Annotated in this window: 19 protein-coding genes; 8 read left to right on the top strand and 11 right to left on the bottom strand. The window is 33.5% G+C overall.

Annotated features, from left to right (window positions below):
- Positions 1-1,315: 1,315 nt before the first annotated feature.
- Both ACJTDF_RS01030 and ACJTDF_RS01025 read right to left on the bottom strand, forming a co-directional pair.
- Positions 1,316-2,509: a peptidoglycan DD-metalloendopeptidase family protein gene (locus ACJTDF_RS01030; RefSeq protein WP_407965764.1), complete on the bottom strand. Its 1,194-nt coding sequence runs from the start codon at positions 2,507-2,509 to the stop codon at positions 1,316-1,318.
- 164 nt (positions 2,510-2,673) lie between these two features.
- Positions 2,674-3,333, bottom strand: coding sequence for a protein-L-isoaspartate(D-aspartate) O-methyltransferase (locus ACJTDF_RS01025; RefSeq protein ID WP_407965763.1), 660 nt, complete (start codon positions 3,331-3,333; stop codon positions 2,674-2,676).
- Positions 3,334-4,872: 1,539 nt separating this feature from the next.
- On the opposite strand from ACJTDF_RS01025, the gene ACJTDF_RS01020 reads away from it, so the two are divergent.
- Together ACJTDF_RS01020 and ACJTDF_RS01015 are read left to right on the top strand one after the other, a co-directional pair.
- Positions 4,873-6,537 carry a BID domain-containing T4SS effector gene (locus tag ACJTDF_RS01020; RefSeq protein ID WP_407965762.1) on the top strand — a complete coding sequence of 555 codons (1,665 nt, stop codon included), beginning with the start codon at positions 4,873-4,875 and terminating at the stop codon, positions 6,535-6,537.
- Positions 6,538-6,824: 287 nt separating this feature from the next.
- Positions 6,825-8,900: a BID domain-containing T4SS effector gene (locus ACJTDF_RS01015; protein ID WP_407965761.1), complete on the top strand. Its 2,076-nt coding sequence runs from the start codon at positions 6,825-6,827 to the stop codon at positions 8,898-8,900.
- A gap of 341 nt (positions 8,901-9,241) precedes the next feature.
- On the opposite strand, the gene serS is transcribed toward ACJTDF_RS01015, so the two are convergent.
- The 8 genes from serS to ACJTDF_RS00975 all read right to left on the bottom strand — a co-directional run bounded on the left by serS (position 9,242) and on the right by ACJTDF_RS00975 (position 17,033).
- Positions 9,242-10,519: a serine--tRNA ligase gene (serS, locus tag ACJTDF_RS01010; protein ID WP_407965760.1), complete on the bottom strand. Its 1,278-nt coding sequence runs from the start codon at positions 10,517-10,519 to the stop codon at positions 9,242-9,244.
- Positions 10,520-10,576: 57 nt separating this feature from the next.
- Positions 10,577-11,356, bottom strand: a complete 780-nt coding sequence (tatC, locus tag ACJTDF_RS01005; RefSeq protein ID WP_407965759.1) for a twin-arginine translocase subunit TatC — start codon at positions 11,354-11,356, stop codon at positions 10,577-10,579.
- Positions 11,346-11,795, bottom strand: coding sequence for a Sec-independent protein translocase protein TatB (gene tatB, locus ACJTDF_RS01000; protein ID WP_407965758.1), 450 nt, complete (start codon positions 11,793-11,795; stop codon positions 11,346-11,348). The genes tatC and tatB overlap by 11 nt, the downstream gene beginning before the upstream one ends.
- A 72-nt stretch (positions 11,796-11,867) precedes the next feature.
- Positions 11,868-12,164 (bottom strand): twin-arginine translocase TatA/TatE family subunit, encoded by a 297-nt coding sequence (gene tatA / locus ACJTDF_RS00995; RefSeq protein WP_407965757.1) that lies wholly within the window; start codon positions 12,162-12,164, stop codon positions 11,868-11,870.
- A 225-nt stretch (positions 12,165-12,389) separates the two neighbouring features.
- Positions 12,390-13,421, bottom strand: a complete 1,032-nt coding sequence (nagZ, locus tag ACJTDF_RS00990) for a beta-N-acetylhexosaminidase (RefSeq protein WP_407965756.1) — start codon at positions 13,419-13,421, stop codon at positions 12,390-12,392.
- Between the two features lie 711 nt (positions 13,422-14,132).
- Positions 14,133-15,041, bottom strand: a complete 909-nt coding sequence (locus ACJTDF_RS00985) for a 4-(cytidine 5'-diphospho)-2-C-methyl-D-erythritol kinase (RefSeq protein ID WP_407965755.1) — start codon at positions 15,039-15,041, stop codon at positions 14,133-14,135.
- Positions 15,042-15,292: 251 nt separating this feature from the next.
- The gene (locus ACJTDF_RS00980; protein ID WP_407965754.1) at positions 15,293-16,141 is read right to left on the bottom strand and encodes a S49 family peptidase; all 849 of its coding nucleotides are present in this window, start codon (positions 16,139-16,141) and stop codon (positions 15,293-15,295) included.
- 103 nt (positions 16,142-16,244) lie between these two features.
- Positions 16,245-17,033: a tRNA1(Val) (adenine(37)-N6)-methyltransferase gene (locus ACJTDF_RS00975; RefSeq protein ID WP_407965753.1), complete on the bottom strand. Its 789-nt coding sequence runs from the start codon at positions 17,031-17,033 to the stop codon at positions 16,245-16,247.
- A 213-nt stretch (positions 17,034-17,246) separates the two neighbouring features.
- Here ACJTDF_RS00975 and ACJTDF_RS00970 point away from each other — a divergent pair, with 213 nt between their 5' ends.
- From ACJTDF_RS00970 to glyS, 4 genes are all read left to right on the top strand, one after another.
- Positions 17,247-18,260 (top strand): polyprenyl synthetase family protein, encoded by a 1,014-nt coding sequence (locus tag ACJTDF_RS00970; protein ID WP_407965752.1) that lies wholly within the window; start codon positions 17,247-17,249, stop codon positions 18,258-18,260.
- A 98-nt stretch (positions 18,261-18,358) separates the two neighbouring features.
- Entirely contained in the window at positions 18,359-20,041 is a 1,683-nt protein-coding gene (locus ACJTDF_RS00965; protein WP_407965751.1) for a tetratricopeptide repeat protein, read from the top strand.
- Positions 20,042-20,144: 103 nt separating this feature from the next.
- Positions 20,145-21,089, top strand: coding sequence for a glycine--tRNA ligase subunit alpha (locus ACJTDF_RS00960; protein WP_407965750.1), 945 nt, complete (start codon positions 20,145-20,147; stop codon positions 21,087-21,089).
- The gene (glyS, locus tag ACJTDF_RS00955) at positions 21,089-23,317 is read left to right on the top strand and encodes a glycine--tRNA ligase subunit beta (RefSeq protein ID WP_407965749.1); all 2,229 of its coding nucleotides are present in this window, start codon (positions 21,089-21,091) and stop codon (positions 23,315-23,317) included. The genes ACJTDF_RS00960 and glyS overlap by 1 nt, the downstream gene beginning before the upstream one ends.
- A 230-nt stretch (positions 23,318-23,547) precedes the next feature.
- Here glyS and ACJTDF_RS00950 read toward each other — a convergent pair whose 3' ends face one another.
- On the bottom strand, positions 23,548-24,417 hold the full coding sequence (locus ACJTDF_RS00950) for a methyltransferase domain-containing protein (RefSeq protein WP_407965748.1): 870 nt from the start codon (positions 24,415-24,417) through the stop codon (positions 23,548-23,550).
- Positions 24,418-24,642: 225 nt separating this feature from the next.
- On the opposite strand from ACJTDF_RS00950, the gene ACJTDF_RS00945 reads away from it, so the two are divergent.
- Positions 24,643-25,386: a ComF family protein gene (locus ACJTDF_RS00945; RefSeq protein ID WP_283772505.1), complete on the top strand. Its 744-nt coding sequence runs from the start codon at positions 24,643-24,645 to the stop codon at positions 25,384-25,386.
- A 44-nt stretch (positions 25,387-25,430) separates the two neighbouring features.
- Positions 25,431-25,688 (top strand): glutaredoxin 3, encoded by a 258-nt coding sequence (grxC, locus tag ACJTDF_RS00940; RefSeq protein WP_078679923.1) that lies wholly within the window; start codon positions 25,431-25,433, stop codon positions 25,686-25,688.
- The last annotated feature ends 18 nt before the right edge of the window (positions 25,689-25,706 follow it).

Raw genomic sequence — 25,706 nt, 5'->3', positions numbered from 1 at the left:
TTTTAAATAGAGTTCTTTAAGAAAGATGTACTCTTAATTTGTGTTCTCCTTAAACATTCCAGCTAAACATTAGGAAGGATACTATTCATTCTATTAAAAAATATAGAATTTGTATTCTCTTAAATAATAAGATCCTTATTTATCTCCCCTTCCCCAAAAAAAAACCCGAAAGCAAAAACTTTCGAGAACTATAAACCAGAATTTTATAATACAAACAGTAATACGAGATTTTTAGACACGATTTTTAAAACAGTGTCAATATAAAAATACTATATGTTGATACAATCTATATGAATCATCTACAGTTAAAGGGTTTACAAATTGGTCATCAACAAAAGGAACGCCATCTATATGAAAATGAAATTAGTGTTACTTTCAAAAACAATAACAATAAGTACTCCCTTAGCTTTCGTTATGTGTAGTATCGGAATATGGGCTACTTTTTCAATTGTCTTCAATTGTTTTCTTTTGAAACAAGCATTTATTATTCATTTTTTCATCATCTCTTGTATCATCTCTTTTATTGTCATATTTTTAAAATCATGGTTCACAGCTTTTTTTATAATTGGAATAGTAAGCTGCGGAGGTGTACTTATGAGCCATTTATTCAATCAGTTGCTCCTACTGTGGTTCACCGTAGAACTTTTAATGCAATAGTTTTTCATACTTTTATGAAAATTGATCATTTAAAAAATATTTATGAAAGATCTCACAATTGCATAAAGTAAATTAGTATTTTTTTTCAATTTAAAACTCGAACAGAATATTATCAAATGTCTTCACCATTTATTTAAAACAGAAGCAATCAGATTAGAATAGCCTACCCTCTCAACGGCCAGCAATAATAAAACAACTCGAAATGACTCTCTTATCTCACTATTAAATGAATAATTACCCTCGACAACCGATACCACTTGACAATTGAAACGCTATTTAAGCTAATCACATAAGAATTTAGAGAACATTACAAGAAAACTTATATTTGGAACTAAAGCAGATGAATTCACATAATTTTGAATTATTTAAATTGACCTCTTCCCCATTCTAAAAGATGAGAATTTTTACGAACGCTTATCTTGAAACAGATAAGCTTTTTCCGACATGTTCCTACTGCTGATGGCTTATGCGATCACTTCATAGCCTTTGCGAACGAACCCTATCCTGAATATTTCTTACACTCAAACGAAACAACTTCCTCACGATAATATATTAAGCCTCTTAAGAGTATTTGTCTGATGAGTCAAGGAGTATAGGGCCTTATATCTCTAATCTAAAAGATGGAGTTTTATAGCAAAAAGATAAAACGGCAACCAGTTTAATTTTCCAAATATTCAGCAGGATCAACAGGAAGAGAATTCTTACGTACTTCAAAATAAACACGCGGTGTTTTAGCATCCCCTGAAAAACCGGACTTTGCAATTTCATCACCACGCCGTACCTTTTGCCCTCTATTAACAATAAGCTTACTATTATGCCCATAAATAGTAATAATATTGTTTTCGTGCCGAATCATGACAACGTTACCAAGCTCTTTCAACCCATCACTTGCATAAATAACAACACCATTTTCTGCAGCTTTAACTGATGATCCTTCAGGAACCATGATATCTATTCCTCGATTAACTGCAGTTCCTTTTTTTTGGCCAAAGTGACTCAACAAACGTCCTCGCACAGGCCACCGCATCTTAGAAATACCCGTCAATTGTGGAGTTGTAATATCATTTGGATCAATAATTTGATCTGATGAACCATTTATTGTTACTTGTGTAGGAGAACTTTTCTTAATGTTTGACGTATCATTTTTAACCTCAGGCACAGTCTTTACGGAATTCTGATGCACAGATGTAGGAGCTTTGCTCTGTTGAACAGAGGATACAATCTTAGACTGAGATGAAGATACTTTTTTTGATGCATCTGAAATACTATTTTGAACATTTGAAGCCATCTTTGTACTTTGATCTGGAATAACCAACGACTGACCAATATAAATAGAATTACCGTTTATACCATTAGCTAGCCTTAACGTATCAACACTGACACCCAACTGTTGCGCAATACTTAATAATGTATCCCCACTCTGCACAATATAAGAATTCCTCTTAAAAACAGGAAAAGTATTCGCCTGTGAATGAGGAAGAGTTCCAAGATTTTTAGGTGGTACCCCCATAACCTGCCCATCAGAAAAAAACTGCTTGTTTTTATCAGGAGAAAAAGCTTCCTCTTGTCTTGAAGAATTATTATATGGAGAATTGTAACCAGCTTCTGAAATACCGCTCGATTCTACAGGTGGCAATTCACTGCTTTGTATTTTAACATTTTGTGATAACATTCGCGGGTCATCAGCCATAGTCATAAATGTAGTTGACTGGCTAGGAGTGATATCATTATAAGAGCCACTAGAAAAACGCTGCATACTGGAACTACAACCAGCAGCTATTAATGTCACCATCAAAAGAGCAACTTTCAGAAAAATGCACTTTAAAATGCTACTCAAAACCCTTAAATGCATAGTTTTGCTCACCAGCTAATATTAAATTACTCTATTAAAGCGTCCTAATCTTACCTAAGAGTTAAAATTTTTAAAATATCCATAAATACTCCTATAATAAAATCAAAATGTATTTGTCATTATGTAGAATAGATAAAATATTTAGCAATATCTTAAATTCACAATTACAAAACTTCTGCAATATTTTCAATGAAGGGTTGATAACGCACTTGAAACATTTCTGAGCATTCAAATTGGCTACCAATTTTTGTATAACGCATCACTTTTTGTACCCCTTCATCTGGTCCAATAGCTTGAATGAGAATTCCATTTCCCGCTAGAAGTTCTAAGCATTCTTTTGGTTCATTAGGACGTGATGGCCAAATGAGAATACGATCAAATGATCCCAAGCCTGTAATGCCTCGACTTCCATCGATCTGCCTTATAGTAATGTTCTCAATCCCTAAATGCTGAAACCTTTGTCGTGCTAAATCAATAAGTGTTTTATAACGATCAACTGTTGTTACACGATCACTAAGACAAGCCATAAGGGCAGTACAAAAACCAGAGCCTGTACCAATTTCTAAAATACGGTGTTTCTTTTTCAACGATAATGCGGAAAGAATCAAAAGCTGCTCTTCTAGACGCTCAATATATTCGCCACATTCAATCGGAATAATTTTATTATCATAAGCACTATTAAGCCAAGAAACAGAAACAAATTGCTGGCGTGGAACTTTCTCTAATGCTGCAAAAAAGTTTATATCATCAATGCCTCTACTGCGCATTTTCAACACAAGACTTGCTAGCTCTTCACGAAATCGTAAAATGCCTTTTTGCTCCATAGTATCATTTGATCTCCAATAAAATGGCTATCTTAATTGTATATACGAGTTCTCCTCTTATAAACAATTAAACCTTGCATATAAATGCCATTAATTCACTAACAAGTTCTCATAAATAAGAATACAACAAAATCAATCAATTGTTTGCTTTTATTTTTTAATTCCCTCTCAGAATCCATGCTCGTGCATACTTCAATTCCCGATTCTTCATAAAAACTACCAAGTATGAAAGGAACAAATAATGACGTAGATAACACGATGTATATGAATATTCAATTAAGAGCAAAATAGCTCTCATTATAATGTGCTCTTATATCATAACACTATAAAAATTACTAAAGCTTCAGTAATTTGAACATGTTGATATAAGTTAAGTAATTTGAATTTTTGAAGATTTCACCTTAATTAAGAACCAGGTTTATTAATCACAACAAAGAATACGATTTGGAAAAACACAAAATTTTATAAAAGTTAAAATTTGAGTCTCTGCAAATTCCTCCTTTATTTATACATAAAACATTTAGATCTTTTGATTTTATACAATGCCTCTATTATATACATATTAATCATAATCAGTTTAAACATATGCATACTTCCACTTTTTGAGAAAGTCATTAAGATAAAATTTAATAAAACTTTCGAAATACACTCTCTTATTGCCTTCAAATTGAGCATGCTCGTGATAAGAACATATTTTAAGAAATCTCAAAATAAATTGTAGAAACACCTTTTTACTCTAAAGCATTATTGATTAAAGCATTATTGATTAAAGCATTATTGATTAAAGCATTATTGATTAAACTTCCTTTCATTTTACAAACAAAATGAACTTTATTAAATTAAAAAAATAGTAACAAAAATGAAACAAAAAGCTAAAAAATACAAATCGTTTATAAGAAAAAATATTATAAACTGCAATTTAAAAACTCTTATGAAGAGTTTTGGTCATTAAAAAATTACTTCTTCTGTTAAATAATTTTAGCTCTATTTATAAATATCTCATACTGTAAATCCAGTTAATTTATAGAATATTCCTTAAGGATATCAATAATTTCTAGGTATTCTTATAATTTCAATATTCCACTTATCACCCTTAAAATAACATTCATGATGACAAAAAATTATTGAACAACAATAGATCAATCGACAAAAGATAAGAGTATTAGATTTTTTAATAAAAACAATTTTACTACTTGACAATATTTCCTTTATGAATGAAAAGAACAAAATGCTCATTATTAAGTTTTCAGCTTTTATAATAATGGCATAGCAGTAAAATGTGTTTCCTATTTTTAAGAAAGTTGATTGAAAAATAAGGAAGACTGTATGGAGATAACTTCAAATGTTAGTTTTATTTCTATCATGTTGAAGAAATTACAGAAATGTAATGAAGTAGTTATTTCAACTACTTGGCGTCCGTATAATTAGAAAGGAGGACTTTTTGTTGGTAAAACGTTGAGATTTTGAAAGATACGCAAAGGGGGATTATCCACTACAAAGTGATTTATTTTTAAACATAACATTGTGTAAGGAATAATCATGTCAATAAGAGATACTGAAGCTTTAAAAAAAGCAGAGCAATTGTTACTGCAACAAAGTTCTAATTACACCTATGCTAATTCTGGTTCTGGAAATAGTATATTAAAAAATAAATTCGGGATACAAGATCATAAGCGCTTTCAGGTAAAGTGTGCTCATGAAGTGGCAAAACAGATTGTTAATGTGCATCAAGAACCAGTGCCAGAAAAGTTTGATCACTCTTATCTAAAACAACTTCACAAGCGTTTGTTTAAAAAAGTATTTGACTGGGCTGGAGAAACGCGCGACGCTTCAATTAAAATGTCAGATGGCACAATTGCTAGTATGTCAACGGCTAGTCAAAGTCCTACTTTTGCACCTAGTAATGACGTCAAAAAATGCTTAGAGGAGCTCAATCAAAAGCTTGCTCAAAGAAAGAAATCTCAAGATAATTTACAAGAAAAATCAGAGGAAAAACTTACTGATTCTATAACAACTGTCTATGCATTACTTACCCATGCACGTCCTTTCGTAGATGGCAATGGGATTACACAACGGTTATTTATGAATAAGCTCTCTCAAGCTGAGAATCAAAAGCTTGATTTTTCAATTGTGACACAAAAACGTATGGAAGATGCTATTGTTAATGCAGCAAATGACAATTTAGTGCCTCTGAAGCATATGTTTGAAGATGCTTCTGATCCACAAAAAATTAAGACTTTGAAAACAGCTCTAAATGGAATGTCTTCTATAGAAGAGCTTACACAGGGAATTGTTACAACACCAATCCCAGGAAAAACCTATACAGGTGTCTATGAAAGTCGTCAACTGGACACTGTTGTGATAAAAACGAAGGATTCTGTGATTGTATGCAATAAACATGATATTCCAAAAGATAAATTCCAGAAATTAAAGTTAGGTGATACAATCAGCTTTAAAGCTCTTAGCAAACTTGATGATGTTTTTATCCCAGGACGAGAATTATCTGATTTAACAAGCTTTAAAGTTATAGAAATGGCTTTATGCAGTCCTTCTGTTCAACAGCAAAAGAAAGAAGTTGAGCGTTTAACAAGAGTTGTGTTTGGAAGGCGTGAGAAATTATCTAATTACCTAGAGCGAGTTCATGAGAATGAAAGTTCAGCGACAATGCTTGCTAATAGAATTATGTACAGCCATCAATCTATCTCTAAGCTTGCAGGTTTTGGAATATGTGGGATAAACAGTTCAAAACGTAACAGAGCTGAAAGAAATCTTACAGCCCTTGGCGATGCAGTTAAAAAATATGGGGAATGCCTGAAATCTTCTAAGGAGGAAATTCTTCAAGAGCATAGAAAAGAACAGCACCGCATTGCAAAAGATGTGCATTTACCTAACAGAGATTTGACGCGTTTTCTTAATATGTCACCAGATGAGCGTGGAAAGATTCCTGTTACTGAAGTTGTTACTCTCAGCAAAGAATCTGCCCGATTTTTAAGCCAAGTTTATTCTCGTCTTTCAGTAGATGAGCGTAAAATGCTTAATAATAATGATTATAAATCGCTTGCTGAAAGTATTGGTATTCCAGAAGACAAAGCACAACAGGTTGTGAAGACCGTTAAACAGGTTAAAGCTATACAAGAGCCGGGTAATTTAATTAAACCTTTAATGAAGCCTTTTCCCAAACAAGCAATGGCTATAGCTAGTTAAGACTGTTGTAAATTTTTCTTTAAGATTTAGGGGGGGGCTATTTAGAAAATAAGGAAACATTAATAAAAAGTATTTCATCAGTATAAATTTGGTGAAAAAGTTTTTTATATGCAAAGTTATATATACTTTGTTGAATATGGGTAGTTTGTAAATATAAAATAGACAAATATTACGCATATAAAGTCGATACAATCTATGATTGGCATTTATGAAAAATATTGTTTAATAATTATAATTAAATCAAGCAATTATCATTAAGTATCTTCTAATTTTAGGATTTGAATATAATGACTCTTGAAAATAAAATACAAAGATCTGAAAATTATTTAATTCCTCCACGAACAATATCTAATCTTGTGTTCGATCAATCATTATATGCAATCGACAAAAGTGCAAATAATTTTTTTTCTTTAAACAAGAGAAGTGAAATTAGAAAATTGTCAGCGATTGTGTTTAAAAACAAGACGGTCTTAGATAAGGAGATAAATCAGATTACTGAATATCCAAATTCTGTGCATGCATTTGCCACATTGGTCAGAGAAAATCCTGAACATTTTGGTGAACTCGCAGGTTTTTATAAATTTGGACTAAAAACTCCGGGCCGTATAAAAGCTGAAAGAAATATTCTAAAATTGAGTGACACAATTATAGAGTATGCACGCATTGTAGACGAAATGGTAAATAGTTCTTTAAAAGAAATGCAACGCTTGGAACAATCAGTCGAAATGTTGAGTGACGATGTGATGCATCTGCTTAATCAACCAAGTGACATACGGCGAGATATTTTACAACAGCAGGATACTTCTCAACTTTACAAAGAACTTTCGTATTTTTTAGATGACATTGCTTTTCGTCTTTCAGCAAGCGAGCATAAAATGCTTAGGAATGGTAATTATAAAATGCTTGCTGAGAGTCTGGATGTATCAGAATATAAAGCACAGGAAATCATAGATACTGTAGAGAAGGTGGAAAGCGTGCAACAAGAGATTCAAAGGATTAACGAAAACATTTATAATATTTATGAACATTATACCCCATATGAAAAGCACATGCAGAATTCTGAAAATTTTCTCAATTCCTCAGAGGAAATAGATTCTATCTATGACAGTCCTCCACATGAAGCTCAAACGCAGAATTCTGAAAGTTTTCTCAATTCCTCAGAAAAAATAGATCCTATCTATGAAAATTATAACCCAAATAAAACTCAAACGCAGAATTCTGAAAATTTTCTCAATTCCTCAGAGGAAATAGATTCTATCTATGACAGTCCTCCACATGAAGCTCAAACGCAGAATTCTGAAAGTTTTCTCAATTCCTCAGAAAAAATAGATCCTATCTATGAAAATTATAACCCAAATAAAACTCAAACGCAGAATTCTGAAAATTTTCTCAATTCCTCAGAGGAAATAGATTCTATCTATGACAGTCCTCCACATGAAGCTCAAACGCAGAATTCTGAAAGTTTTCTCAATTCCTCAGAAAAAATAGATCCTATCTATGAAAATTATAACCCAAATAAAACTCAAACGCAGAATTCTGAAAATTTTCTCAATTCCTCAGAAAAAATAGATCCTATCTATGAAAATCGTAACCCAAATAAAACTCAAACGCAGAATTCTGAAAGTTTTCTTAATTCTGAAGACTTTCTTATTCCTCCAAAAAAATTAGCTCCTCTAACCCAGTATGACATTAATATTATAACTGCAAATAATTCTATTATTCAACAGAAGGCAGAACAAATTCGAAATCTTTCAGAACTTGTATTTGGGAACCGGGAATTATTTAACAGCATTCTACGAGAAATCATTGAAAAACCAAAAATCGGAGAAGGGTATAGTAAAATACTAGAAATTTCTCCTCAATCTTTTGCTAAATTTGCTGGTTTTAAAAAGTGGTGGTTTAAAAATTCAAGACATAAAACAGCTGAAAAAAATGCCCCAAAACTCTGTGAAGAAATTAGAAAATATACAGATTCTGTGAAAATTTATCAGAAACAAACTCTTTACGATCATAAAAAAGAACAACAACGTGCCAAACAAGCAGTATTAATGCCTAGTGATAAAATGCAGCATTTGCTTAATATGCCAAGTGATATGTGGGAAAATACTTTAATAAAGCAAGATACTTCTCAACTTCATAAAGAATTTTCTGATTTTTTAAGTCAAGTTAATTCTCGTCTTTCAATACACGAACGTATAGCGATTAAGCATAATGATTATCAAACGCTCGCTCACGAGATTAAGGTCCCAAAGGTTAAAGCACGTCAGATTATAAATGTCGTCAAAAAAGCACAAGAATGCCAACAAAAAATTAAAGATATAATATCTCAGCAACAGGAACAAATGATAGCTGTAGCTCTTTAAAAACATAAGCTTCTTCTCTTGATCTTCATAGAGAAGAAGTATTTTTAAAAATATTATCTCACTCTAGAATTAGTGAGAAATGTTTTTTAACTCAAATTCTATTAAATGTGAATAATATGTAGAAATATCATAAACGTGAAAAAAGGTTCTATTTGTATTTTCATTTTACATTTTGATATGTAGATAAATAGTTTCTTTTGATGCAGAACAAGAAAATTTAAATAAGATAATACAGCCCTATTTAAAGAGTTGGCGCGTGATAAAAAAGTAATAAATTATTGTTAAATTAATTAGTTATCATTCATAAATAGCAAATGAGTATTAGATTCTTTTTTACAAAACTAAGTTGTAATATAACTCATACCTCGCATATAAGGTTGCAAAACATCCGGAATAATAATTGAACCATCTGCTTGTTGATAATTCTCAAGAATAGCTATAAGACAACGACCAATAGCTGTACCTGAGCCATTTAAACTATGTACAAAGTGCAATGTTTTTTTATCTTCTAAACGATATCTAGTATTCATGCGTCGCCCTTGAAAATCACCGCAAACTGAACAACTCGAAATTTCACGATAACATTCTTGCCCTGGAAGCCATACTTCAATATCATAAGTCTTACGCGCTGCGAAACCCATATCACCAGTAGAAAGAACTATAGTACGAAAAGGTAAACCAAGGCGTTTCAAAACGTTTTCTGCGCATTCCGTCATACGTTCTAATTCATCTAAGGATTGTTCTTCTGTGGTAATCGATACCAATTCTACTTTTCTAAACTGGTGTTGACGTAACATACCACGTGTATCACGCCCTGCAGCCCCTGCCTCTGAACGAAAACAAGGAGTAAGAGACGTAAATCGCAAAGGTAATTCTGTAATATCAAGAATTTCACTGTTGACTAAATTAACTAAGGGTACCTCTGCTGTAGAAATAAGCCATCGACCATCTGTCGTTTGAAAGAGATCTTCAGAAAACTTAGGTAATTGGGCTGCTCCATAAACAATCTCATTACGAACAAGAAGAGGAACTGAAATCTCTTGATAACCATGCTCATCCACATGCATATCAAGCATAAATTGGCCTAAAGCACGTTCTAAACGTGCTAATGAACTTGAAAGAACTGTAAAACGTGAACCTGACAATCGGCTAGCTCGTTCAAAATCCATCTGCTTAAGATTTTGACCAAGATCAAAATGTTGCTTTGGTAAAAAATCAAACGTCGGTGGTGTACCAAAATAGCGCACTACAATGTTATCGCTTTCATCTCTCCCTTCTGGAACGTCATCTAATGGAATATTAGGTATTGCTGAAAGAGCTTCTTCTAATCTATCTGTTAACCGCTTTTCTTCTAAAACAGCAGAGGAAAGAAAAACCTTTACTTCTTCAACCTCAGCCTTAACACGATTAGCAGTTTCTTGATCACCAACAGTTAAAGCTTGTCTTATCTTTTCTGAAGCTGAATTGCGCAACTCTTGAGCTTGCTGTACTTTAGAAACATACAAGCGACGCTCAAGATCAAATTTGAGCAAATTTTTAGCTTGCGGTTCAAGGCCTCTCTTTGCAAGTGCTTTATCCAATTCCTCAGGATGATCACGGATCCATTTAATATCAAGCATTTAATCTCTCTTTTGCATTATATTTCTACTCATTTCCTACTGTAAAAAATAAGTTCACTACGAAGATTTTTTGTTTTTTTCTATACAGCGTGCAATAAAAATTGAGATCTCATAAAGAAGCACAGTTGGTAAAGCCACTGCAAACATAGTAAAAAAATCTGATGGTGTTACCATAGCAGCAACTATAAAAGAAATTAAAATAGCCCACTTTCGTTTGGATATTAACATATGACTTGTCAATAATCCAACTCTCGTTAAAAGACTTATGATAAGAGGCAATTGAAAAATTAAACCAAAAATCAAAATAAAAGATATCATAAAATTTAAATAATCTGAGATACGAGCTATAAACTCTATCTTTAAACGAAAATCCGGTAAAGCCTGCTGAGAAAGATTAAACCACAACATTAGTGGAGCTAAGAGACCATAAACAAATGTTCCTCCCACAATAAATAAAATTGGTGCAGTAATAAGAAATGGTAAAAAAGCTCGACGCTCATTTTTATAAAGTCCTGGAGCTATAAAACTATAAAGCTGAAAAGCCGTATAAGGAAATGATAAAATAACTGCACCGAACGCAGCAAGTTTCATCTTCGTTAAAAAAGTCTCCCACACTTGTGTTGACTGAAGACGAATATTTCCAGGATAATCACCTGATATCTTCATCGCCCACTGATAAGGCCATATCAAAAAATTCAAAATATAATCTTTGATAAGAAAACACAGAATAAAAGCTATAAAAAATACAACCAGAGTTGCAATAATTCTCTGACGAAGCTCAATCAAATGCTCTAGAAGAGTGATTTTGGCATCAACTCCATCTTTTTTAGAAATCACAATCATTTTCCTTATCTTTATTTTTTAAATCTTTATAGATAATTTTATGATTGTGAGAAGTAGACACTGTTAAATCTGGATTGACTTCATTTGTACTAAATTCAAAGACTTCTATATCTTTTTCTGATTTATGGAGTGTAGCATCGACATCAAAATTATCTGAAACATCCCCTTTTTTATTATATATTGAATCAAAAGATTTTTTAAACTCTTTTCTAAAGTTAGGGTCGCTAGTGTTTGACAATATCTTTTTCAAATCATCTAACTCAGCTTGCTTTATTGCATCATCAAAATGATGACGAAATTCATTGGCTGTTGAACGCATATATGCAATCGCTCTTGCTATAACTTTGAGCATTTTAGGTAAATCTTTTGGTCCAACCACGATGATGAAAATAAGTAAGATAACGAGAAACTCTGATCCATCAATCCCAAACATCGCTTATACTCAACTTCTCCATTTAAAAGACTATTGCTAAAATTATGATTTCGTCTTTAATCACTTTGCACATTATCCTCGCGTAACAGAATCCTTCCTCGCCTTAGTTGAAGAAGTCCTCCTCTTTGAGTCTACCACACGCTCTTCTGATAATGGTTGAGAATACTGAGCAACATCTATTGTTTTAGAATAATCAGCTACTTCAAGCTCATTTTCAGTACTTTCTTCTTCTTCTTTCATATTACTTTTAAAAGCTTTTATACCTTTAGCAACATCCCCCATTAATTCAGAAACTTTACCACGCCCAAAAAGCACAAGGATGATCAACAGAATTACAATTAAATGCGTTGGTGAAAAAATATTACCCATAACTTCATCTATGCCCCTAAGACTGATTTAATTCATCTACACTCATTTTTTTGAAGGAGGATGTATGTCATATAAATATTATTATATCCTTATGTTCTAATTAATATTATATTCTCTGCATAAATTAAAGGCAACAAAACGACCTTTTAAAATAACATTTTCTAATTCTACATATCATATTATCATGTTATCATGGATAAAAACATTAAAATTCCCTTCTTCCATTCAAACAAGAGCTAAAATACTTGAAAATTCTTCTCTTAAAGCATTTTCATTCGAATGATCGGGTGTTGTAACCTTAGAGCAAATATTATATACACGCTCCAATGCTTTTCCTTCCAAAAATGGAGCAGCATCAGCAACAATATGCATCTCTTGTGGCTTACCATGACAATGAAGAACGATATCACAACCTGCTGCAAAAATTTTAATTGTTAGATCTGAAAGATTTTTTGCTAATGAGCTCCCTGAAAGAGCTTTCATTGACAAATCATCCGACATTAAAAGTCCATCAAAGCCTATTTTTTGACGGATAACATTTTCAATAACTCTGTTAGATAATGTTGCTGGTAATTTATCATCAATCGCTTCATAAACGATATGAGCGGTCATTGCAGCTGGTAAATCAGCCAAATTTTTAAATGGAATAAAATCACTCTTCTCCAAAATATCGAGTGACACATCTACACGTGCCAGCTCCAAATGCGTATCAGAAAATGCTCGCCCATGCCCAGGTATATGTTTCATCACTGGTAAAACACCACCATCTAAAAGCCCTTGAGCAGCAGCACGCCCTAACGCAGCAACAGTTTGTGGATCTTGAGAATAAGCGCGCGTTCCAATCACATCATGAGCTCCTGCCACTGGCACATCTAAAACAGGAAGACAATTTGCGTTAATACCATATCTCATCAAATCAAAAGCATGAAGCCGCGACATAATCCACGCAGCACGAAGCCCTTGATCCTGATCTTTTCTATAAATTTCTCCCAAGATCTTAGCTGCTGGATAATCCGGCGCCAAAGGCGGACGTAGACGCTGCACCTTCCCACCTTCTTGATCAATAAAAATAAAAACATCGTCGCGTTTACTGAACTCACGTAAAGAAGTAGTAAGCGCTTTCAGATCATCTGCTGTTCCTATATTCCGAGCAAATAAAATAAAAGCCCAAGGCTTATGTTCAATAATAAATTCTTTTTCATAATCTTCTAAAACAATACCAGAAATACCAGAAATTATAGCCTTTATCCCTGACATCGTAATAATACCTCCCCAATATTGCTTGTCTAATATTTTTATAAAAATTTCTATTTTAGCTAAAATAATTTCATGCCCCACACAAATTTTTAAAAGCTATATCATAATATTATGCACAAAAAAGCTGCTGCTTAATATAAAATTACCCTTTAATAATAACTCATTTCCCATAAAAAACTATCATCTGTCAAATTGTAAGTGAGAAATATTATAAAATAAAAAAAAATAATGGATAACAATTCACTAAATTTTATAAAATAAAAAGTACAAAATCATTAACTAATGAGCCGTCATAATAGTAAATACAATACTTGATCTCAAACTCATAAAGACTGCTTCAGATAAACCGATTAAAACCAATAGCGTACTTCACCTAAAAATTTGTTCAAACAAAATCCAACTTTGTCAGTTTATGTTTATACACTAAACTGTTATGGAGCGCTACATTAGAAAATAATTGGACATAGCTACCTCAACTACTTTCATCACCGGAAGCAAATGTTCTCAATTTAAATTCTCCAATTAATATGCTTCAGCGATATACTCACAAACCTTCTAATGTCATATACTCGAAATAATCTTCCTCAGTTGTAGCAAAGCCTATAATGTTAGATATAAATACATCATGCAGATCTAGATCAATAAGCACTTAGCTAAAACATTACTTCTATACTCATGACAAAAGATAAAAAATTATTTTTCTGATTACTGTTATCGTGTACCTAAAGTCATGATAGGTTTTACAAACCAATCGGGATACATCGATTTAATAAGAAAAGCTGCTTTTTGCGCCGCTTGCCTATCTTTAAAAATCCCAAAACACGTTGCACCTGAACCAGACATACGAGAAAAAAGAGCTCCACTTTTATCTAATGTATATAAAACTTTGGCTAACTGAGGAGCGATTTTTAATGCAGGAAAAAAAAGATCATTACGTGTTTCTTGCAAAAATTCAACCAATGAAAAAACTGTTTTGAAGGCAGATGTATCAATTTTCAAACGAGAATAATTACACTTTTCTAAAGTTTTAAAAATAGTCTCTGTGGCAATATATTGACCATGATTCACCAACACCATTGCAAGAGAACATGCTTCTTTTACAGGTGTTATATCATCACCAATTCCTTTAACAAAAAGTGGCTGCTGATACTCCAATGCGAACAAACACATTGGAACATCAGCTCCAAGGGCTAAACTCATTTTAGCCAACTTTTTATAAGAACAATCAAGCTTCCATTGCCGACGCAACACATATAATACACTCGCAGCATCACCTGACCCCCCCCCGATACCTGATGCAATAGGTAATGTTTTAACAAGCTGCAAAAAACTAGGCTGAGCATTGTTAGGAAATTTCTTACGCATAAAATCACGAGCGCGGACAACTAAATTCTCTGTGTCAGAAGCAATTCTATTAGCAAAAGGGCCCGTTACAATAAAGCGATCACTCTCAAAAGACGCATAAGTTAAACAATCGCCACTAAAACTAAAATAAACCAAGCTTTCTAACAAATGATAGCCATCAGAACGCTGCCCCACAACATGCAAAGCTAAGTTCAACTTAATGGGCGTAAATACATAAGAACGCTTTTTAAGCGAAGCATGTACATTTGATATCATTGAACGTAATATTCACCTGTACAAAGATCTTTTACCAATGCTCCTTTTACACTTGCGTATAATGCAACTTTCGAATGAAAAATATATCGATATACCCATTTAAAATGACATTTGAAGACACACCAACTATAAAGAGCTATGGCACACATCAAACTAAATAAAATAAAACTCACCATTATTAATTCTTTCTCCTATTAGCACTTCTAAATAACTATCAATCTTTTTAAGTATTTAATGAAGCACTATTTTCATTACAAACCATAACGTTGCCAAAGTGCTCGCTCTTCTGCCGCCATCATAACACCATCCACTGCAGTATAAATGGTATCAGCAGAAATACCTAAATGCGCTTTAGAAGACAACAAACTTTTTGGAGGAGAAATTAAGCGCAACTTTGCATTATCACCAAACCGTTTTTTAATGACAGAACGAACATCACCTAATTCATCAATTAAGCCAAGCTCAACACCTTTTTTTCCGCTCCAAAACATTCCTGTAAAAATATTTGAATCATCTGATAATTTTGACGTGCGCCTTTCCTTGACCAAATCAATAAAAGTTTGATGAACTTCAAGTTGCAAAGATTTCAAATGATCAACATCTGTTTTCTTTTCTGGTTGAAATGGATCTAATGTAACCTTGTTTTTTCCTGCCGTATAGACACGACGCTCCACACCAATTTTCTTCAAAAGTTCAGGAAAACCAAAAGAAGCTGAAACAACACCAATAGAACCAACAATAGAGGAAGGATCAGCGAAAATTTCATCTCCAGCACAAGCAATCATATAACCACCCGATGCTGCTACGTCCTCAACAAATGTAAAAACCTGTTTGTTTTTTTCATTTGCTAAATCGCGAATACGCTGAAAAATAAGACGTGATTGAACAGGAGAACCACCAGGAGAATTGATAATTAAAGCAACCGCTGGTGCTTTTTTATAAGAAAAAGCCTTATCCAAAAGGCTTGCAGATCTTGCTAATGACAATGTACGTGACATCAACGAATTTGATGATATAATCGTCCCCTGGAGCCTTACTACAGGGATTTGAACCGTATTAGAACGAAAACAGCATGACATTAAATTCTTTATACAACCCATAAAAACAAAAGCTCCCTAAGTAAAAAATCAAAAAAGCAAAACAATTCTTATATAAATAAAAACTCTCATCTAAATTTAAGAAATAAATTTTAAAACGCAAGTATTAAAAACTCTCCCACAAACTAATATATCCATTATTAATCGCATTAACCCGTGGTAAAAAAACATGACTATCACTCTCATGCGTAACTAATGGTGGTAATATGGACAAACCCGCTCTACTTCCCCGTTTTGCATAAAACAAAATACGAATCGCTGCTGTTTCAGCATGAGAATGCACAGGAATTATACATACATTACCAAAGCGTCCTTTTAAAGCATATAATATATCATTCAATGATTGCGGACGTGCAATTAATCCTAAATATCCACCCGGTTTAACAATTGCTGACGCGCACCGAAACCAATTTTCAAACATTGCTTCAGGCATAACATGTGCTTCTAACTTTTCCTCATCAGGTGTTTTACGGTCTTCTGAACTATTAAAGGGAGGATTCATAATTGCAAAATCAAACGCATTATCCATCAGCCCTGCTTTCAAACGTTCTTTACCTTTTAAGGTAATATCTACTTTTAATAAACAAACTCTGCTAGCTAATTTCTCATTCTGTTTTAGCATAAGTGTTTTCTGAGCATAAGATATCATAAAAGGAGATCGTTCAACCAATGTAATATGAGCTTCAACGCAACGTGAAGCAACTGCTAATCCTGCAGCACCTGCACCTGCACCTAAATCAACAACCTTCCCTTTAAAACCACTAGGAACCAAACCAGCAAGCAACATAGCATCCATACCAGATCGATGACCCTGTAAGCGTGGTTGTACTAAATAAAACTTACCACGATGAAAACCATCTATTGTTTCATTGCTATGATTTTTTACCCTACGCATCTAAAAGCTTAATATGACCCTGATTATTTTATTTATACTTTTAAAAGTGCTATTTAAACTATCCTATTTAAATTAATATGATTAATATAAAAAAAAATATTTTTTCAAAATTATTAAAACTTTTATTTCAAATCAGTACCAAAACTTGAGTAAAAACTCATCCCTCTTTATGCTATAAAGATATTTATCTGAAATATTTTAGGAGTGAACAAATTGGGTGCCACCACACAGTTAAATCATAAAAAAAAACAAGACTCCCTCTATCCTCTTTTCAGTCTTACTAAAGAAGATATGAAGCGTGTAAATCAATTGATCATTTCTATGGCTAAATCGAACGTTACAATGATTCCTGAAATTTCTAATTATCTTATTTCATCGGGTGGTAAACGAATACGCCCAATGATTACCTTAGCCACCGCTCATATGTTTGAATATCAAGGTGATGAACACATAAAACTCGCAACAGCAGTTGAATTTATGCATACAGCAACTCTCTTACACGACGATGTTGTTGATGAAAGCGAATTACGACGGGGAAAATCTACAGCACGAATACTTTGGGGAAATCAAGCAAGTATTCTTGTTGGTGATTTTTTATTAGGACAGGCTTTTAAAATGATGGTAGATGTTGGCTCTCTGGAAGCTCTCTCTGTTTTATCAAATGCTGCTGCTATAATTGCTGAAGGAGAAGTTATGCAACTTTCCGCCGCAAAAAATATAGAAACAAACGTCTCAGATTATCTCAAAATTATAAAGGCAAAAACAGCTGCCCTTTTCTCAGCAGCTGCTGAAATAGGACCAATTATTGCTGGTTACGGACATGAAGAACGCTCTGCATTACATCAATACGGTTTATCATTAGGATTAGCTTTCCAATTGATTGATGATGTCCTTGATTATAGTAGCAATACTCAATATTTAGGCAAAAATATTGGTGATGACTTTCGAGAAGGAAAAATTACAATGCCTGTTATTCTGTCATATACACGCGGAAATGATATAGAAAAAACATTTTGGAGACAAGCTCTTGAAAATAACCATAACAACGATGAATCCTTAAAGCACGCGCAACATTTAATAGAAAAATACAATGGTCTAATCGATACAATAGAGCAAGCTCGAATTTATGGAAAACGTGCAATTGACGCTCTTTCTTCAATAAAGGAAAATCCTGCTAAAAATGCATTAATTGATATTATCGATTTTTGTATCGAACGCGTAAACTAATTCTTTGCAAGAATCACAATACAGTATTTTAGTAAAACAATTAAACATAGTTTATAAACTATAAAAATAATTAATTATCTTTAAGAGGGATTAACTTTATGCGCAAGGCAGCAGTACCGTGTTTTTTTATTCTCATAGGAATCATACTGATGCCACTGCCCACTTATAGTGCAGATGAAAAAATTAATCCAAGTTCATTTACAGGAGCTTATCTAGCAGGACGAATTGCAAATTATGAAAACAAAATGAATCTTGCTATCCATTATTTTAAACACGCGCTTACTTATGAACCTAATAATCTTGAGGCACAAAAAGAAATTTTTCAAGTAATGCTTAGTGTAGGTGCGTTCACAGAAGCTGCTCAACAAGCAAAAAAAATAAAAGAAAAAGGTATTGTTACACCACTCATTTCCTTAACATTATTAATAGAAAATCTTATCAAAAAAAATTACAAAGAAACTCAACTGCTTCTACAAGCTAAAAAATCTTCTCCTGATAATAATCCAATATTTCAGTTAACCAATGCTTGGGCTGAATTTGGATCTGGTAATCACACTAAAGCAATCACTAATCTTGAAAAGCATTTGGGACCCTCTTGGTATAATCTTTTTATACATTATCATCTTGCACTTATGAGTGATTTAGCAAAACGTCCACAAGATGCAAAAAAATATTTTATTCAAGCATTCAATAATCAACAAGGAGCTATTACAGCTACTGATACCTATGAACGTATTATTATAGCTTACGCCTCATTCCAATTACGTCAAAATATGCGCAGCGATGCTATAAAAACTCTCCGATATGGAGAGAAAATATTATTAGGCTCCAAAACACTCCAAAATATCCGTCAAAAAGTTGAAAAAGGAGCCAATATAGAAAATCCTATTACAACACCTCAACAAGGAGTTGGTGAAGTATTATATAACTTTGGAACAACTCTTAATAAAAAAGGTTCAGAACGGATTGCACGTATTTTTCAACAATTCTCTTTAGCCCTGTATCCTAAAAATGAAGCAACGCTGTTTCAATTAGCAAAAATTTCTGCGAGATTAGGTGATTCTAATCAAGCCATTAAAATTTATCGTTCTTTACCACTTAACTCCCCTTATTATAGAGATGGACAATTCCAACTTGCATTGACTCTTGCTGAAAACGGCGATTACGATGAAGCTATTAAATTATTAACGTTATTAGAGAAAAAATTTCCTAATGATCACCATATTTTTATTGCTCTGGCTGCTATTTATATGCAGGCAAATAACTTTCCTGAAGCGATCAAAATCATGGATCATGCTATCGCACAAATAACAGACTTTCAACGAGATAATTGGAAACTTTTTTATCAACGTGGAATTGCATTTAATTATTTAAACCAATGGCCAAAAGCTGAAACTGATTTTCGCAAAGCGCTTACATTTGTTCCTGATCAACCGCAAGTACTCAATTATTTAGCTTACTCCCTTATCAATCGTGATCAAAAACTTGAAGAATCATTAAATATGCTTAAAAAAGCTGTTATGTTACACTCTCAAAACAGTTATATTCTTGATTCTTTAGGATGGGCTTATTACAAACTGAAACAATATCCTCAAGCTGTTACAACATTAGAAACCGCTGTCAAATTGCAACCTGGTGATCCAATACTTAATGATCATTTGGGTGATGCTTACTGGCAAGTTGGACGTAAACGTGAGGCAATATTTCAATGGAACCATGCAATTGATGGAGAACCAGATAATCCGGAAAGAATTAAAGAAAAAATAAAGTTTGGTCTATAAAAATAAGGATACTTGACCATAACAATATGAAGCAATAGACAGTAATAAAGCTCAATTTTTTGATCTTTAATTATAAGTTAAACATTAAAATGGTATTCAAAGAGTGAATCTACCTTCAAACTTAAATCCCAAGTATTCTTTTCAAGGACTTATTCTAAGTCTGCAAAATTACTGGGCTCAACATGGGTGTGCAATTCTACAACCTTACGATATGGAAGTAGGAGCTGGAACCTTTCATCCAGCCACAACGCTACGTTCATTAGGTCCACGTCCTTGGAAAGCAGCTTATGTTCAACCTACCCGACGTCCAACAGATGGCCGATATGGTACAAATCCTAATCGTCTGCAACACTATTACCAATTCCAAGTGCTCCTCAAACCCTCTCCTCCAAATTTACAAGAGCTTTACATCGGCTCTTTACAAACTATCGGTCTTGACACAAAACTTCATGACATACGCTTTGTTGAGGATGATTGGGAAAGCCCAACACTTGGCGCTTGGGGACTTGGATGGGAATGCTGGTGCGATGGAATGGAAGTTTCTCAATTCACTTATTTTCAACAAATATGTGGTATTGAATGTGCACCAGTCTCAGGAGAAATTACCTATGGTCTTGAGCGCTTAGCGATGTATATTCAAGATGTCAGTAATGTTTATGATCTTAACTTTAACGGCTTAGATGGTACAGACCGAATAAGTTATGGTGATGTTTTTTTACAGGCAGAACAAGAATACTCATATTATAATTTTGAATTTGCTAATAGTAATCTTTTACTACAACATTTCATTGATGCAGAACGTGAATGTATTGCACTTCTTGACGCTGGAAAACCCGATAAAGAAAATAGTTCCCATTTATGTGTTTTTCCAGCTTATGATCAATGTATTAAAGCAAGCCATATCTTTAATCTCCTGCAAGCACGTGGCGTTATTTCGGTCACTGAACGACAAAATTATATTCTTCGTGTTCGTGATCTTGCCCGCCGCTGCGGTGAAGCTTTCTTATTAACTGAAGCTGGGAATATAGCCATAAACGGAGATGTATAATGCCTGATCTCCTACTTGAACTTTTCAGCGAAGAAATTCCTGCTAGCATGCAACGCAGAGCTGCTTCTGATCTTAAAAAATGTGTTATAGATAAACTTGTTAATGCAGGATTAACTTATAAAGTAGCCTGTGATTATTGGACGCCTCGTCGGTTAACATTAAACATACGTGGTCTTTCCAAAAGTTCGCCAAATGTTCATGAAGAACGTAAAGGACCTAATGTACAATCACCACAACAAATTATTGATGCTTTTTTACGCGCTACAGGTTTAAATGACATTTCCAAATTACACATTGCGCATGATGACAAAAAGGGCGACTTTTATATTGCTAAAATAACCCAAAAAGGTCGTTTAGCTGAAGAAATTATCGCAGATATTTTACCCGATATTATTCGTAATTTTCCATGGAAAAAATCGATGCGTTGGGGGAAAGAATCAGCTAAAAGTAGCGCCTTAAAATGGATACGCTCTTTACAAAACATTCTGTGTGTTTTTGGACCAGCAATGGGTGAAACACACACTATTCCATTTACAGTTGGTTCCCTCAAAAGTAATAATTTAACTTATGGTCATCGTTTCTTAAGTAATGGAGAGCCTATCCAGATACGCCGTTTTGATGACTATGTCACACAACTTGAAAACCATAAAGTTATTTTGGATGCTGAGAGACGAAAAGATATTATTTTAGCAGATGCTCAAAATCTTTGCTTTGCAAACGGCTTGGAATTAATTGAAGATAAGGCTCTTTTGGAAGAAGTTGCAGGACTCGTTGAATGGCCTGTTGTCCTCATGGGTAATTTCGACAAAACTTTTCTCAATATTCCTCCAGAAATTATTCGCTTGACCATTCAAACGCATCAAAAATGCTTTGTAACACACAAAAGAGGTGAAAAGAGCAAACTCTCTAATCACTTCATTCTTGTTGCTAATATCCTTGCCAGTGACAAAGGAGTAGAAATTTCTAAGGGAAATAGTAAAGTTGTACATGCCCGTCTTTCTGATGCACTCTATTTTTGGAAAACAGATCAGTGTAATTTACCCAACATTACGCGTTTAGAATCTTCGGCTAAGAAACTCGATCTTGATTTAAATAAACCTCTCGATCAGCGAATAGCACACCTTGATTATTTGAATGTTACTTTCCATAATAAATTAGGAACACAAGGCGCAAGAGTAGAAAGAATTGCTACTTTAACACAAACAATCGCGCCCTTAGCACAAGCAAATTCTATATTGGCTAAACGTGCAGCAGTATTAGCAAAAGCTGATTTACAAACGGAAATTGTTGGTGAATTTCCTGAATTGCAAGGACTGATAGGACGAAAGTACGCATTACTTCAAGGAGAAGATCCTCGTGTAGCTAAAGCCATTGAAGACCACTATAAGCCTCTAGGACCTAAAGATCGTATCCCATCTGAGCCTATTGCGATAACAGTCGCATTAGCTGATAAAATTGATACACTCATTGGTTTTTGGTTCATTAATGAAAAACCAACGAGCTCAAAAGATCCCTATGCATTAAGAAGAGCAGCATTGGGAGTTATCAAGCTTATACTTTTAAATGATTGGAAAATAAACCTTATACCGCTGTTTCATCAGGCAATGAATTGTTTATTACAACAAAAAATTAAGTATGCAACATCTGAAATAGAATCTGTACAACTTCAAAACATGTCTGTAGAAAAAAAAGAAAATATCATATTAGACTTGTTAGCATTTTTTCATGAACGACTAAAAGGTTATCTTAAAGATGAGGGAGCGCGCCATGATATTATTGAAGCCGTTTTAACAAAAGATGACGATGATATTTTATTCATTAAGCGCCGAGTTGAAGCACTTACCTTTTTTATCAATACCCATGATGGAGATAGTCTTTTAATTGCAGTAAAACGCGCCATCAATATTCTTGAAAATGAAATCAAAAAAGGAACAGCAATAATAAACAAAGTTAAACCTGAGCTTTTTATTGAAACAGAAGAAAAACAGCTTTATCAAGCAACGATTGAAACAGAAAAAAAGATTGCGGATCATATTCACGTAGCAGAATTATCATCTGTACTGAATAGTTTAGCACTCCTCAAAAAGCCTATTAACGCATTCTTTGAAAAAGTATTTGTAAATGATGACAATATAAATATTAGAGCCAATCGTTTTGCTCTTCTTGAACGTATTCGCATAGTTACACAACGTGTTGCAGATTTCTCAAAATTACAGTCTAAAATCTAATGTACTTCTTGATAAAAAAATCATAATGCATGTCTTTTATTTTCAATACTTTCTGCACCAAATATCTTAAGAGAAAAGCTATAAAATAATTGCTCAAACAATTTTATTCTCCCATTAATTCCTTTAGTAACATGTGAATAAGTGGCTTTTGATCTTAAAATAAAGAAATTTTACTTTTTTAGCTTTAATTTAATATAACAAATGATGGATTATTTTTACATATTAGCATGTTATTTCTTTAAAAAATCTACAAGAGATATTTGAGCTGATCCTGGAGGTATTGGCTTTTGTTGTTTTTGGTCAGGAGCCCAACCGGAGAGCCAAAGAAAAGAAAAATGTGCACGAATACGACCGTCGGGATCACTGAATTTTTTTGCATAAATTTCGTTAGCGAGAAAGAAAAATCGCTTAGATACAGGACGTCGAGAACGGCTAATAAGTGCATTTTGCATTCCCATAGCTTTCAGATCATACATGAGATCAAACATCGTATTATAACGTATGGTGATATCTTCAACATCTACCACAGGCATAGCAAAACCGGCACGCTGTAAGAGAGCCCCTGCATCGCGAATATCTGCAAAAGGATAAATTCTTGGACTAACACCACCGTAAATTTTATTTTCAGCTTGTAGCAAACTTTCACGTAATTCTCTTAACGTACCAGCTCCAGCCATAACAGCAAGAAATAAACCATCTGGTTTAAGAATATTTTTTATTTGACTGAGAACACCAGGAATATCATTAGTTAACTGTAAAGAAAGAAGAGAAACAATAAGGTCACAATAATGTTGAGGCAAATCAAGCAACTCTCGATGGCGTAAATGAAATGGATTGTCATCATTTTGGTAAAGAATATTGGTTTCAACACGTTCTATAGAAGCAATTTTACCAGATTTTTTTAAAGTTTGCACCGCAAGACCTGTATGACCGTGTAAATCTAAAGCTAATGTAAAATTACGATTAACAGCATTGAGACGTTTGTAGAGATCATCAACAACATAAGAAAGCAAAAAATCACATCCTTTTTTTGCTCTTTTGAAAGCACGTTGACGAAATTGCTCAATACAACTGTAATCAAAAATCAAAGGATGAGACATATCTTATAGCACTGTTAATTTACGAGATTATATGATTTATAATAGGATTATTTCACCTATGCTATATCAATTTATAACATAAAAAAAGAAAAACGATTTTACAAAAGAAACAAGCAGCTGGAAAACTAAATTTAACTCTTTTGAAATATGATTTTTTTGATTACTATAGAAAATTGATAACTTAGTTAAAATACTTTAAAGATATTTTTTACTATTGGTGATATATTGTATAAACTTATCGAGCACTTACTAAAAGTTTTATATCCGCCAATCTGTCATGGATGTAAAAGAATGACTTCCGCTTATGGAACAGTTTGTTCTGATTGTTGGAAAGATCTTCAATTTATCACAAAGCCTTATTGTCCCGTTATGGGAACTCCTTTTGCGTATGATATAGGAGAAAGATTTCTTAGCGGCGAAGCCATTCAGAATCCTCCCCCCTTTTCATTTTTACGCTCCGCTGTTGTTCATAAAGGTTTAGCACGAACTTTAGCAACACGATTGAAATATGGTGATCGTTTGGAATTAGCATCTTTTATGGCAAATTGGATGATGTTTGCTGGACGTGAAATTATTAATGATTGTGATTTTATTATCCCTATTCCTTTACATTCTCGTCGTTTTTTTGCGAGACGTTATAACCAATCTGCTGAGCTGGCTCGTTATATTGCAGCAAAACAGAAAAAACCTTTTAAGCCTGGTTGGCTTGTGCGTTATCGGTACACACGTCCACAGGTTGGTTTATCTGCTAAAGAACGAAAAATGAATGTGCAGAATGCTTTTAAAGTGCCTAATGAAGTTAAAAAATATCTAAAGGGACGCTCTATTTTGCTTATTGATGATGTTTTGACAACAGGCGTAACAGTTACTGCAGCAGCTAAAACACTAAAACATGCAGGTACACGACAGGTTAATGTATTGACATTTTCGCGTGTCTTAAAAGACAATTTTGCTTTGCCTTATTTTTAAAAATTTATTTAACATGTATGATACAAAAAGCATTGGAGAATATTATGAAAGAAATTACAATTTATACACGTCCTAATTGTCCATATTGTATAAAAGCACGTACTTTACTTGATCAAAAAGGAGTGAAATATACTGATATTGATGCATCAACTTCTCTTCGCCAACAAATGGTGCAACGAGCAAATGGACGTAATACATTTCCGCAAATTTTTATAGGAGATTATCATGTTGGGGGATGCGATGATCTTTATGCTTTAGATACTGAAGGCACTCTTGATTCTCTGTTGAAAGATTTTCAATAACTATTTACTCTAATGTAC

Origin of the sequence: Bartonella bennetti (assembly GCF_045945445.1) — a bacterium.
Lineage (GTDB): Bacteria > Pseudomonadota > Alphaproteobacteria > Rhizobiales > Rhizobiaceae > Bartonella.
The sequence above is the reverse complement of the archived record's forward strand: the minus strand, read 5'-3'. Positions and strand labels throughout refer to the sequence as shown.

Bases quoted from the DNA above. Each gene is read 5' to 3' on its own strand.
- tatB (WP_407965758.1), bottom strand. From the start codon at position 11,795: ATGTTTGGGATTGATGGATCAGAGTTTCTCGTTATCTTACTTATTTTC.
- grxC (WP_078679923.1), top strand. From the start codon at position 25,431: ATGAAAGAAATTACAATTTATACACGTCCTAATTGTCCATATTGTATA.
- ACJTDF_RS00980 (WP_407965754.1), bottom strand. From the start codon at position 16,141: ATGGGTTGTATAAAGAATTTAATGTCATGCTGTTTTCGTTCTAATACG.
- tatA (WP_407965757.1), bottom strand. From the start codon at position 12,164: ATGGGTAATATTTTTTCACCAACGCATTTAATTGTAATTCTGTTGATC.
- ACJTDF_RS00975 (WP_407965753.1), bottom strand. From the start codon at position 17,033: ATGCGTAGGGTAAAAAATCATAGCAATGAAACAATAGATGGTTTTCAT.
- nagZ (WP_407965756.1), bottom strand. From the start codon at position 13,421: ATGTCAGGGATAAAGGCTATAATTTCTGGTATTTCTGGTATTGTTTTA.
- ACJTDF_RS00950 (WP_407965748.1), bottom strand. From the start codon at position 24,417: ATGTCTCATCCTTTGATTTTTGATTACAGTTGTATTGAGCAATTTCGT.
- ACJTDF_RS01030 (WP_407965764.1), bottom strand. From the start codon at position 2,509: ATGCATTTAAGGGTTTTGAGTAGCATTTTAAAGTGCATTTTTCTGAAA.
- serS (WP_407965760.1), bottom strand. From the start codon at position 10,519: ATGCTTGATATTAAATGGATCCGTGATCATCCTGAGGAATTGGATAAA.
- ACJTDF_RS01020 (WP_407965762.1), top strand. From the start codon at position 4,873: ATGTCAATAAGAGATACTGAAGCTTTAAAAAAAGCAGAGCAATTGTTA.
- ACJTDF_RS00985 (WP_407965755.1), bottom strand. From the start codon at position 15,041: ATGATATCAAATGTACATGCTTCGCTTAAAAAGCGTTCTTATGTATTT.
- glyS (WP_407965749.1), top strand. From the start codon at position 21,089: ATGCCTGATCTCCTACTTGAACTTTTCAGCGAAGAAATTCCTGCTAGC.
- ACJTDF_RS01015 (WP_407965761.1), top strand. From the start codon at position 6,825: ATGACTCTTGAAAATAAAATACAAAGATCTGAAAATTATTTAATTCCT.
- ACJTDF_RS00965 (WP_407965751.1), top strand. From the start codon at position 18,359: ATGCGCAAGGCAGCAGTACCGTGTTTTTTTATTCTCATAGGAATCATA.
- ACJTDF_RS01025 (WP_407965763.1), bottom strand. From the start codon at position 3,333: ATGGAGCAAAAAGGCATTTTACGATTTCGTGAAGAGCTAGCAAGTCTT.